The following is a 10,919-nucleotide window of genomic DNA, read 5'->3' as shown; positions in this document are numbered from 1 at the left end:
CGTTTCTTTACACCACGACCCGGGAGAGGCGTTCCATCGCGCGTGCTCGGGCCGCCCGTTGACAGACCCTTCTGACACGAAAACCGCGTGCCACCGGGAAAGGTGACACGCGGCCGTGGTGCGGGGAGAACGAATCAGGCGCGCTTGGCGCGGGCCGCGGCGCGGCCGCGGGCGGCGGCGTCGAGCACGACCTTGCGGATGCGGACCGCGTCGGGCGTGATCTCCACGCACTCGTCCTCGCGGATGAACTCCAGCGCCTGCTCCAGCGAGAGCGTCCGCGGCGGGATGACCTTCTCGGTCTCCTCGCTCGTGGACGAGCGCATGTTCGTGAGCTTCTTCTCCTTGGTGATGTTCACGTCCATGTCGTCGGAACGCGAGTTCTCACCGATGATCATGCCCTCGTAGACCTCGGTGGTCGGCGAGACGAACAGCGTGCCGCGCTCCTGGAGGTTGAGCATGGCGAACGCGGTCACCGGGCCCGAGCGGTCGGCCACCAGCGAGCCGTTGTTGCGGGTGCGCAGCTCGCCGAACCACGGCTCGTAGGAGTCGAAGACGTGGTGGACCAGGCCGGTGCCGCGGGTCTCGGTCAGGAACTCGGTGCGGAAGCCGATCAGGCCGCGGGCCGGGACCACGAACTCCATGCGGATCCAGCCGGTGCCGTGGTTGGTCATGTGCTCCATGCGGCCCTTGCGGACGGCCAGGAGCTGGGTGACCGCGCCGAGGTACTCCTCCGGGCAGTCGACCGTCAGGCGCTCGACCGGCTCGTGCACCTTGCCGTCGATGGTCTTGGTGACCACCTGCGGCTTGCCGACGGTCAGCTCGTAGCCCTCGCGGCGCATCTGCTCGACCAGGATGGCCAGCGCCAGCTCACCGCGGCCCTGCACCTCCCAGGCGTCGGGACGGTCGGTGGGCAGCACGCGCAGCGACACGTTGCCGACCAGCTCCTTGTCGAGCCGGTCCTTGACCATGCGGGCGGTGACCTTCGAGCCCTTGACCTTGCCGACCAGCGGCGAGGTGTTGGTGCCGATCGTCATCGAGATCGCCGGCTCGTCGACCGTGATCAGCGGCAGCGGGCGCGGGTCCTCAGGGTCGGCCAGCGTCTCGCCGATCATGATCTCGGGGATGCCCGCGATGGCGATGATGTCGCCGGGGCCGGCCTCCTCGGCCGGCTTGCGCTCCAGCGCCTCCGTCATCAGCAGCTCGGTGATCTTCACCTTCTGGATCGTGCCGTCGGTACGGCACCAGGCGACCTGCTGGCCCTTGCGCATGACGCCCTGGTGGATCCGGCACAGCGCGATACGGCCCAGGTAGGAGGAGGCGTCGAGGTTGGTGACGTGCGCCTGCAGCGGGGCGCTGGGGTCGTACGTGGGCGCCGGGATCGTCGACTTGATGATGTCGAACAGCGGCTCCAGGTCTTCCGAGTCGGGCATGCCGCCGTCGTCGGGACGGTTCAAGGAGGCGCGGCCGGCCTTGGCCGAGGCGTAGACGATCGGGAAGTCGATCTGCTCCTCGGTGGCGTCGAGGTCCATGAAGAGCTCGTAGACCTCGTCGACGACCTCCTTGATGCGGGCGTCGGGGCGGTCGACCTTGTTGATGCACAGGATGACCGGCATCTTGGCGGCGAACGCCTTGCGCAGCACGAACCGGGTCTGCGGCAGCGGGCCCTCGGAGGCGTCGACCAGCAGCACCACACCGTCGACCATGGACAGGCCGCGCTCGACCTCGCCGCCGAAGTCGGCGTGGCCGGGGGTGTCGATGATGTTCAGGGTCATGCCGCCGTGCTGGACGGCGGTGTTCTTGGCGAGAATGGTGATGCCCTTCTCGCGCTCCAGGTCGTTGGAGTCCATGACCCGGTCGTCGACGTCCTGGTTCGCGCGGAAGGCCCCGGACTGCCAGAGCATGGCGTCGACCAGTGTGGTCTTGCCATGGTCGACGTGCGCGATGATCGCGATGTTCCGCAGGTCGTCGCGGCTGTTCAAAGGCATGATGACTTCTCGCTCTGTGTCGTGGGGGCGGCCGCGCGAAGTCGCGACCCACCAAGTCTAGTTGATCCCCTCTCGTGACAAGAGCGGGACAAGGCGTCTGCGGCGCTGTAGGGGTGAACGCATCGGCCGGCGCGTCTGATTCCCGGCCTCCCGCATGGATCACTTGGGGCAGGGCAGGGAGCGACCGCGAGGGACGAAGGGCTGGTGCTGCTCGCCGCGTGGGGGCAGTTCGCGGCGCTGCTCGGGCTGCTGGCCTACTTCCTGTTGCGAGGCCGTACGTGAGGCGGGTGGCGGCCCTGCTCGCGCTGCTCGCGCTGCTCGTCGCCGCGGCCGGCTGCGTGAGCCCCGCCTGGGACGACCACGACTACGCGCTCAAGGCCGAGCAGTCCGACGAGAGCGTCTCCTCCGTCATCCGGATCGTCCGCCTGGCCGTCCAGAACTCCCACCGGCTGACCAGGCCGTACCTCAAGGTCGTGCTCACCGACGCGGCCGGCGAGCTCGACGCGGTCGGCGACCAGTTCGGCGGCGTCCAGCCGCCGTCCGAGCGGTCCGACCAGGTGCGCGAGCGGCTGCTCGACCGGATCCAGCGGGCCGAGGCGCTGGTGGACGACCTGCTCATCCAGGTACGCCGGGACCGCATCAAGGACCCCGCCCGGGCGGTGCGGGAGCTGGAGGCGCTGGGGTGAAGAAGCTCTTCGCCGTCACGCTCGGCATCCTCAGCGCCGTCGGCGGCTTCGTGGACATCGGCGACCTCGTGGCCAACTCGCTGGTCGGAGCCCGGTTCGGGATGTCGCTGGCGTGGGTCGTGGTGGTCGGCGTGGTGGGCATCTGCCTGTTCGCCGAGATGTCCGGCAGGATCGCCGCGGTCTCCGGCCGGCCGGTCTTCGACCTCGTCCGTGAACGGCTCGGGCCGCGGGCGGGCCTGCTCAACCTGGGGGCGTCGTTCCTGATCAACCTGCTCACGCTGGCCGCGGAGATCGGCGGCGCGTCGCTCGCCCTGGAGCTGGCCACCGGCGTCAACTACCTGCTGTGGGTGCCGGGGGTGGCGCTGGTCGCCTGGCTGGTGATGTGGCGGGTCAAGTTCGAGACCATGGAACGGGTGTTCGGGCTGGCCGGGCTCGCGCTGGTGGTGTTCGGGGTGGCGGCGTGGCAGCTCGGCCCCGACTGGGGGCAGCTGGGCAGCCAGCTCGCCGCGCCACCCCAGGCCGAGGGCGCGGCGACCTACTGGTACTACGCGGTCGCGCTGCTCGGCGGCGCGATGACCCCGTACGAGGTGTTCTTCTTCTCCTCCGGCGGCGTCGAGGAGCGGTGGACGCGCGCAGACCTGGTGACCGCCCGCGCCAACGTGTTCGTCGGCTTCCCGCTCGGCGGCCTGTTGTCGCTGACCATCATGGTCTGCGCCGCCGCGGTGTTCCTGCCGGCGCAGATCCAGGTGGAGTCGCTGGCGCAGATGGTGCTGCCGGTGGGCGTCGGGCTGGGCAAGGTCGGGCTGGCGATGGCGATCATCGGGGTGTTCGCGGCCACGTTCGGCGCGACGCTGGAGACCGCGCTGTCGTCGGGGTACACGCTCAGCCAGTACTTCGGCTGGCGGTGGGGCAAGCGGGTGCGGCCGAGGGACGCCGCCAGGTTCCACGTCGTGGTGCTGGTCGCGGTCGTGCTGGCCGCGGCGCTCATCCTGACGACCGTCGACCCGGTCATGGTGACGGAGTACTCGCTGGTGTTCTCGGCCGCCGCGCTGCCGTTGACGTACCTGCCCGTGCTGATGATCGCCAACGATCCCGACTACATGAACGACCGGGTCAACAGCCGGTTCACCAACGCCGTCGGCACCGCGTACATGATCCTGCTGTCGGTGGTCGCGGTGGCGGCGATCCCGCTGCTGCTGGCCACGAAGGCGGGCCAATGAGGGCCCGGGAGCTCCACGCCGACCTGCACCTGCTCGACCGGCAGGTGGTCGGCGCGGACGACGGCGAGCCCGTGTGCAAGGTGGACGACCTGGAGCTGGCCGGCGACCCGCCGTACGTGGCGGCCCTGCTCGCCGGGCCGCTCGCGCTCGCCCCCCGCATCGGCGGCCTGCCCGGCTGGCTGATGAGCTCGGTGACCACGCTGTTCCGGCCCGAGGAGCACCCGCAGCCCCGGCGCGTCCCCATGCACCTGGTCACCGAGATCGGCAGCGCGATCAAGGTGAGCGGCGAGCTCGCCGAGCCCGCACTCGAACGCTGGACGCGGGAGAACGTGATCGCCCGGATCCCCGGCAGCGGCGGCGGGCGCCGGCCCGGCGGAGAGGTCGTGCACGCCGCCGGACCGGCCCCCAGGATCAGCTGGTTCAAGGGCCGCACGGTGACCGACGCGGCCGGCGAGGTGGTCGGCAGGGTCGCCGACGTGTGCCTGTGCCAGGACGGCCCGCTGCTGATGGGCGTGCAGAACGCGTTCCGGGTCAGCGGCCTCATCGTCGTGCCGCGCCGCACCGGCAAGCTCTTCGGGTACGAGCGCGGCCCGGGCGGCCGGGCCCCCTGGCTGGTCCAGGCCCTGATCAGGCGCCGGCTCAAGGGCAGCACACTGGTGACCTGGGAGCAGCTCGCGTGGGAGGGCGGCTCCTGGTCGCAGGAGCCCGGCGCCGGCCTGCGCCTGAACGTGCCCGCCGACCGGCTCGCCCCCCTCACCGAGCTGTACGAGCGCGAGCCGGGACGTACATAGCAGGTTGCACATTTGTGTGCATGGCAGGAGCCGTCGCGGTCCCTACATTGTCGTCATGACGTGGACAGAGCTGGTTATGGGCTCGGCACCGAGCAAGGGCGACCAGCCGGCGGTGAGCGACGTCAGGACCGGCGAGGTGCTGTCGTACGCGCAGTTCGCCAGGCGGGTCACCCGCGCGGCGGGCGGGCTGCGGCGCGACGGGCTGGCCTACGGCGACCGCGTCCTCATCGACCTGCCGCTCGGCGCGTCGCTGGTGGTGGCGGTCCACGCGGTGGCCTGGGCGGGCGGCGTCGCCGTGCTGGGCGGCCCCGGCCCGGTCCGCATGGTGATCACCCGCGGTCCCCGCGAGCCCGGCGGCCCCGCCGCGGACCGGGTCTACGCCTTCCGCCCCTCGCCCGGCGCGCTGCCGTTCGCCGGGCTGCTCAACGCGAGCCCGCTGGAGTTCGGCCCGCTGGCGGGAGCGGCGCTGGCGCCGGGCGGCGGCCGCGTGCTCGACCACGACGAGCTCGCCGCCGACCTGCGCAACCTGGCCGCCCGCCTGGTGGTCGGCAAGGACGACGTCGTCGTCAACGCGGCCGGCGACCTGCTCAAGGGGCTGCGGGTGCTCGACCTGGCCCTGATGTCCGGCGCCCACGTGGTGATCGCCGCCAACGAGCCGACCGTCATCGGCTGCCGGGTGCTGGCCGCCGAGCGCAGGGCCACCATGGTCGTGGCGCCGTACGACGTCGCCAGGCGGCTGCTGGGAAACCCCATTCTGCGCGTTGTGGACGAAAGGGCGATCGTCAGCTCGCTTGGCCTGTGAAAAGTGCGACACTGTGGAAGAGTGTGATCCTTCGGCGACGCAGGGTGAACACATGCCAGAGGCCCCCCGGCACAATCTTCCAGCAGAGCCCAATCGGTTCGTGGGCCGCGAACGCGACCTCGACGACCTGCGCGGGCTGTTCGGCGAGACGCGCGTGGTCACGTTGTGCGGCGTCGGCGGCATCGGCAAGACCCGGCTGGCCCTGCGGGTGGCCGCCGGGCTGGTGGGTGGCTATCCGGGCGGGGTGTGGCTGGTCGAGCTGGCCCGCATCAGCCGTCCGGAGCAGATCGTCCAGGAGATCGCCCGGGTGCTGCGGGTGCGCGAGGAGAGCGGGCGCCCGCTGCTCGACACCGTCACCGCCCGGCTGCGCGAGCTGCGCTGCCTGCTGCTGCTCGACAACTGCGAGCACCTGGTCGACGGGTGCGCCGAGCTGGCCGCCGAGCTGGTCGCCTGCTGCCCCCGGCTGGACATCCTGGCCACCAGCCGGGAGCCGCTGCGCATCGCCAGCGAGCTGATCTGGCGGGTGCCGCCGCTCGACCTGCCCGAGATGGGATACGCCGACGCCGAGTCGGTGCAGCTGTTCATGGACCGGGCCGCCGCCGCCGGCACCCGGCTCGGCCCCGACAGCCTGCCCGACGTGGTCCGCCTGTGCCAGGCGCTCGACGGGCTGCCCCTGGCCCTGGAGCTGGCGGCGGCCCGTACGAGCCTGCTCAGCCCCGGGCAGATCGCCGACCGGCTCGACGACCGCTTCTCGCTGCTGACCACGGGCGGCCGTACCGCCCCGGCGCGGCAGCGCACGCTGCTGGCCACCGTCGACTGGAGCTACGACCTGCTGTCGGCCAAGGAGCAGGTGCTGCTGCGCCGGCTGTCTGTCTTCGCCCGCGACTTCGACCTCGACCTGGCCGAGCAGGTCTGCGCCGAGCGGCCCATCGCCCGGGACGAGATCGTCGACCTCCTCGGCGGCCTGGTCGACAAGTCCCTCGTGCTGTGCGACGAGGAACGCAGGCGCTACCGCATGCTGGAGACGATAAAGCGGTACGCGATGAAGCGGCTGGAGCGGGCCGGCGAGCGCGAGGACGTCCGCGAGCGGCACCTCACCGTCCTGTGCGACCTGCAGGAACGCCACTTCACGACCGAGATGGTCCGGCCGGGCGTGCCCTGGCCGGAGCGGCTGGAGTGCCTGACGGCCAGCAAGCAGCTCCTCGACGACCAGCGGGCCGCCCTCGACTGGGCCGCCGAGTCCGGCAACGCGCGGCTGGGCCTGCGCCTGTGCGCCGCCAGCACCGCCCTGCTGCCCATCTCCGGCAACCTGACCGAGATCGTCGGCTGGATCGAGCGGCTGCTCTCGCTCGACCTCGAACCGGTGCCCGACGGGCAGGTCGCGCAGGGCAAGGCGTACCTCGCCTACGGGCTGGAGGCCCGCGACGAGCTCAGCCGGTCGCTGGAGGTGGCCACGGAGAGCCTGGCGGGCCTGGGCGAGGAGAACGTGTTCACCCGCTGCGTCATGCACAGCCTCGTGGTCGTCGTCCTGCTCCGCATGGGCCGCATCGACGAGGCGCTGCACCACGCCGAGCGCGGCCTGGCCGAGGCCACCGCGTCGGGCGACGCCTGGAACCAGGCGGCGGGGCTGGCCGGGCTGTCGGCGGTGGCGCTGACCAGGGGCCGGCTGCGCGAGGCCCAGCGGCTGGGCGACGAGGCCCTGGCGCGGGCGCGCGAGCACGGCCACCGCTGGCTCATGGCCAGGATGGCCGCCCAGCTCGGCGCGGTGGCCGAGGCCCGCGGCGACCTGGAGACCGCCAAGTCCCGCTACGAGCTGGCCGTCCCGTGGTTGTGCGAGCTGGGCAGCGACTCGGACCTGGCGCGCTGCCTGGCCAGGGTGGGCCGGGTCGCGGCCATGCTGGGCGAGTTCGCCGCGGCCAGGGAGCGGCTGGCCGACAGCCTCGCGCTGAGCCGGCAGACCGGCCAGCGGCAGGGGGTGGCCCGGTGCCTGGCCGGCCTGTCGGTGCTGGCCGAGCACGAGGGCGACCTCGACGGCGCGGTGCTGGCCGCCGCCGCCGCGGCCACGCTGCGCGAGTCGATCGGCCAGCACTCGGCCACGATCCGGATCGAGGAGCTGCTCTCGCGCGCCCGCGCCAAGCTCGGCGAGGGCCGCACGGCCTCCCTGTGGTCGCGCGGCCGGGCGATGAGCCCCGACGCCGCCGCCCGCCAGGTGCTGGCGGGGGAGCGGCCCGCGGCGCCGCCGCCCGTGCCGGCCGAGCCGGTCAGGCACTCGCTGCTGACCGTGCGCGAGCTGGAGATCGCCGGCCTGCTCACCCGCGGGCTGTCCAACCGGGCCATCGCCGAGGAGCTGGTGATCAGCCCGGCCACGGTCGCCCGGCACATCGCCAACATCATGGAGAAGCTGGGGTACACCTCACGCGCGCAGATCGCGGTGTGGGCCGCCGAGCACCCCAGCGCTTCTGCATAGGGATCTGCATATTCCGCCCCATGTAGGCACGTGACCCCCTCCCTACCGTGGACGCCATGGATGAGCACATCGTCATGGTGGACTCCGGCACGGGCGTGGAGCTCACCGAGAAGCAACTGGACGAGCGGTCGGCGATCGCGACCGCCCAGTTGCGGCGCAGAGGGGTGCGCGCGGGCGACACGGTGCTCGTCTGCCTGCCCGTGGGGCCCGACCTGCTGGTGGCGGCGGACGCGGTGATGGCGGCGGGCGGCGTCGTCTGGCCGGTGCCCGCCGACCTGGACCGGGCCGGGCTGGGCGAGCGCATCCGGGCCAGCGGCGCCCGGGTGATGATCTCCGACGTGCCGGAGGCGGTGGAGGCGGCCGAGGAGTCGCGGGTGCGGATCGTGATGAGCGTGGCCGAGCTGGGCGGGCGGCATCCGTATCCGCGCAGTCGCCGACAGTCCACGGAAAGTGATCGCACGCGGTCGGCCGGAGGTGGAGACTGAGCGCACCTGTGATCCTCCGCTGACCCTGGGCACCGACATGACTCCGCCAGTTCCGCACAACCTGCCCGCAGAGCCCAACCGTTTCGTCGGCCGCGGGCGCGACCTGACCGAGCTGAGCACGCTGGTCCACGACGAACGCGTGGTCACGCTGAGCGGCGTCGGCGGCATCGGCAAGACCCGCCTGTCGCTGCGGGTGGCGGCCAGGGCCGCGCCGGGCTTCGCCGACGGCGTCTGGCTGGTGGAGCTGGCCCGCCTGGCCGACCCCGCGCTGATCGTCAACGAGATGGCCGGGGTGCTCGGCGTCCGCGACGAGGCGCCGGGGCGGCTGCTCGACGGCCTGCGCGTACGGCTGCGCGAGGCCAGGGCGCTGATCGTGCTCGACAACTGCGAGCATCTGGTCGACCGCTGCGCCGAGCTGGTCGCCGGACTGATCGCCGACTGCCCCCAGCTGCGTTTCCTGCTCACCAGCCGCGAGCCGCTGCGCATCCCCGGCGAGCTGGTCTGGCGGGTGCCGCCGCTGGAACTGCCCGACGACCACCATCCCGACGCCGAGTCCGTGCTGCTGTTCGTCGAGCGGGCGCTGGCGGCGGGGGCCCGGTCGGTGACCGGCAGCATGGACGACGTCGTCCGCCTGTGCCGGGCGCTCGACGGCCTGCCGCTGGCGCTGGAGCTGGCCGCGGCCCGCACGAGCCTGATGAGCCCGGGGCGCATCGCCGACCGCATCGGCGACCGGTTCACCCTGCTGACCAGGGGCGACCGGACCGCGCCCGCCCGCCAGCGCACCCTGCTGGCCACCGTCGAGTGGAGCCACGACCTGCTGCGGCCCAAGGAGCGCGTGCTGCTGCGCCGGCTGTCGGTCTTCGCCGGGCTGTTCGACCTGACCGTGGCCGAACGGGTGTGCGCCGACGGCGGCATCGTGCCGAGGGCCGAGCTGCTCGACCTGCTCAACGGCCTGGTCGACAAGTCGCTGGTGCTGCACCACGACGGGCGCTACCGCCTGCTGGAGACCATCAGGCAGTACGCCGCCGAGCGGCTGGCCGAGGCGGGCGAGCTGACCCGGCTGCGCGACCGGCACCTGCGGGTGATCTGCGAGGAGATGGAGCACTGCTACCAGGCCGGCACGCTCGACCCGCGCATGCCCTGGTCCGCCCGCGTCCCGCACTTCGTCAGGGGCCGCGCGCTGATGGACGACTGCCGGGCGGCGGTGGAGCGGGCGGTGGAGTCGGCCGAGCCGGTGCTCGGGCTGCGCCTGGCCCGCGCCGCCCTGGCCATCCTGGCCGTACGCGGCGAGCTGGGCGAGACCGTCGGCTGGCACCAGCGGCTGCTGGCCCTCGACCTGTCCCGGGTGCCCTCCGACGTGCTCGCCGTGGCCAAGGGCGGCCTGGCGTACGGGCTGGAGATCTGCGACGAGCTGGCCCGCGCCGAGGAGCTGGTCGTGCAGGGGGTGGAGGAGCAGAAGCGGCACCCGTACACCCACTGGCTGGGCGTCACCTACAGCGTGGCGCTGGCCGTGTTCTTCCGCACCGGCCAGAGCGAGCGGGCGCTGCGCTACCTGGAGGAGCTGGAGGCGGCGGCCACCGGCCACGACGACCTGTTCAACCTGGCCACGGTCCGCATCGCCCAGCTCAACCTGGCGCTGTTCCGCGGTCAGCTCCGCCAGGCCCGCCGGCGCGGCGAGCAGGCGCTGGCCCTGGCCAGGGAGGCCGGCCACCACTGGACGCTGGCCAGGGCGCTGACCCACCTGGGCGCGGTGGCCGAGGCGGCGGGCGACCTGGAGGCCGCCATGACCTGCCACTCCTCGGCCCTGCCGCTGCTGGAGGACATGGGCAACCGGGTCGAGCTGGCCCGCTGCCAGGCCAAGCTGGGCCGGGTGGCGGCCCGCATGCACGACTACCCGGCCGCCCGGCTGCACCTGGCGGCCAGCCTGGCCCTGAGCACCCGTACCGGCCAGCGCAGGGGCGTGGTGCGGGCGCTGACGGCCATGTCGGCGCTGGCGGCCGAGCAGGACGACCTGGAGGGCGCGGTGCTGGCCGCCGCCGCCGCGACCGCGCTGCGCGAGGCCATCGGCCAGTACGGCGTCCCCGGCCCGGTGCAGGAGCTGCTCACGCGGGCCAGGGCCGGGTTCGGCGAGGGCCGGGTCTCGCTGCTGTGGGCCAAGGGGGCCCGGCAGTCGCCCGACGAGGTCGCCAGGCGCGTGCTCGATCCCGGCCAGGCCGTTCCCGCGGGGCCGTCCGGGCCGCCGCCGGGGGCCTGGCAGGGCGGGCTGACCGGCCGGGAGCTGGAGATCGCCGCGCTGCTCACGGGCGGGCTGAGTAACCGGGCCATCGCGCTGAAGCTGGTGATCAGCCCGGCCACGGTGGCCCGGCACGTCGCCAACATCATGGAGAAGCTGGGCTTCGCCTCTCGGGCCCAGATCGCGGTGTGGGCCACCGGGCACGGCCTGGAAAGGGACCACGAATAAGCTGGTATTCATGCCTTTCGCG

The 10,919-nt window shown here is 72.8% G+C and carries 8 protein-coding genes; 7 read left to right on the top strand and 1 reads right to left on the bottom strand.

What is annotated here, in order from left to right:
• Positions 1 to 134 precede the first annotated feature (134 nt).
• Positions 135 to 1,985: a translational GTPase TypA gene (gene typA, locus ABT158_RS08530; RefSeq protein ID WP_352352133.1), complete on the bottom strand. Its 1,851-nt coding sequence runs from the start codon at positions 1,983 to 1,985 to the stop codon at positions 135 to 137.
• Between the two features lie 278 nt (positions 1,986 to 2,263).
• Here typA and ABT158_RS08525 point away from each other — a divergent pair, with 278 nt between their 5' ends.
• Genes ABT158_RS08525 through ABT158_RS08495 form a run of 7 tightly spaced genes read left to right on the top strand, consistent with a single transcriptional unit; the run spans position 2,264 to position 10,897 of the window.
• Positions 2,264 to 2,671, top strand: coding sequence for a hypothetical protein (locus tag ABT158_RS08525; protein ID WP_352352132.1), 408 nt, complete (start codon positions 2,264 to 2,266; stop codon positions 2,669 to 2,671).
• Entirely contained in the window at positions 2,668 to 3,891 is a 1,224-nt protein-coding gene (locus ABT158_RS08520; RefSeq protein ID WP_352352131.1) for an NRAMP family divalent metal transporter, read from the top strand. Before ABT158_RS08525 ends, ABT158_RS08520 begins: the two co-directional genes overlap by 4 nt.
• On the top strand, positions 3,888 to 4,682 hold the full coding sequence (locus tag ABT158_RS08515) for a hypothetical protein (protein ID WP_352352130.1): 795 nt from the start codon (positions 3,888 to 3,890) through the stop codon (positions 4,680 to 4,682). The genes ABT158_RS08520 and ABT158_RS08515 overlap by 4 nt, the downstream gene beginning before the upstream one ends.
• A gap of 55 nt (positions 4,683 to 4,737) precedes the next feature.
• Complete coding sequence (locus ABT158_RS08510; RefSeq protein ID WP_352352129.1) at positions 4,738 to 5,484, top strand: AMP-binding protein; 747 nt, start codon at positions 4,738 to 4,740, stop codon at positions 5,482 to 5,484.
• A 52-nt stretch (positions 5,485 to 5,536) separates the two neighbouring features.
• On the top strand, positions 5,537 to 7,951 hold the full coding sequence (locus ABT158_RS08505; RefSeq protein ID WP_352352128.1) for a LuxR C-terminal-related transcriptional regulator: 2,415 nt from the start codon (positions 5,537 to 5,539) through the stop codon (positions 7,949 to 7,951).
• Between the two features lie 56 nt (positions 7,952 to 8,007).
• Positions 8,008 to 8,436: an AMP-binding protein gene (locus tag ABT158_RS08500; RefSeq protein ID WP_352352127.1), complete on the top strand. Its 429-nt coding sequence runs from the start codon at positions 8,008 to 8,010 to the stop codon at positions 8,434 to 8,436.
• Positions 8,437 to 8,473: 37 nt separating this feature from the next.
• Positions 8,474 to 10,897: a LuxR C-terminal-related transcriptional regulator gene (locus ABT158_RS08495; RefSeq protein ID WP_352352126.1), complete on the top strand. Its 2,424-nt coding sequence runs from the start codon at positions 8,474 to 8,476 to the stop codon at positions 10,895 to 10,897.
• The last annotated feature ends 22 nt before the right edge of the window (positions 10,898 to 10,919 follow it).

The organism is Nonomuraea sp. NPDC001636, from assembly GCF_040298265.1.
In the GTDB taxonomy this organism is placed as follows: domain Bacteria; phylum Actinomycetota; class Actinomycetes; order Streptosporangiales; family Streptosporangiaceae; genus Nonomuraea.
This window is presented reverse-complemented; position numbering and strand designations above follow the sequence as displayed.

Bases quoted from the DNA above. Each gene is read 5' to 3' on its own strand.
- typA (WP_352352133.1), bottom strand. From the start codon at position 1,985: ATGCCTTTGAACAGCCGCGACGACCTGCGGAACATCGCGATCATCGCG.
- ABT158_RS08515 (WP_352352130.1), top strand. From the start codon at position 3,888: ATGAGGGCCCGGGAGCTCCACGCCGACCTGCACCTGCTCGACCGGCAG.
- ABT158_RS08510 (WP_352352129.1), top strand. From the start codon at position 4,738: ATGACGTGGACAGAGCTGGTTATGGGCTCGGCACCGAGCAAGGGCGAC.
- ABT158_RS08505 (WP_352352128.1), top strand. From the start codon at position 5,537: ATGCCAGAGGCCCCCCGGCACAATCTTCCAGCAGAGCCCAATCGGTTC.
- ABT158_RS08500 (WP_352352127.1), top strand. From the start codon at position 8,008: ATGGATGAGCACATCGTCATGGTGGACTCCGGCACGGGCGTGGAGCTC.
- ABT158_RS08495 (WP_352352126.1), top strand. From the start codon at position 8,474: ATGACTCCGCCAGTTCCGCACAACCTGCCCGCAGAGCCCAACCGTTTC.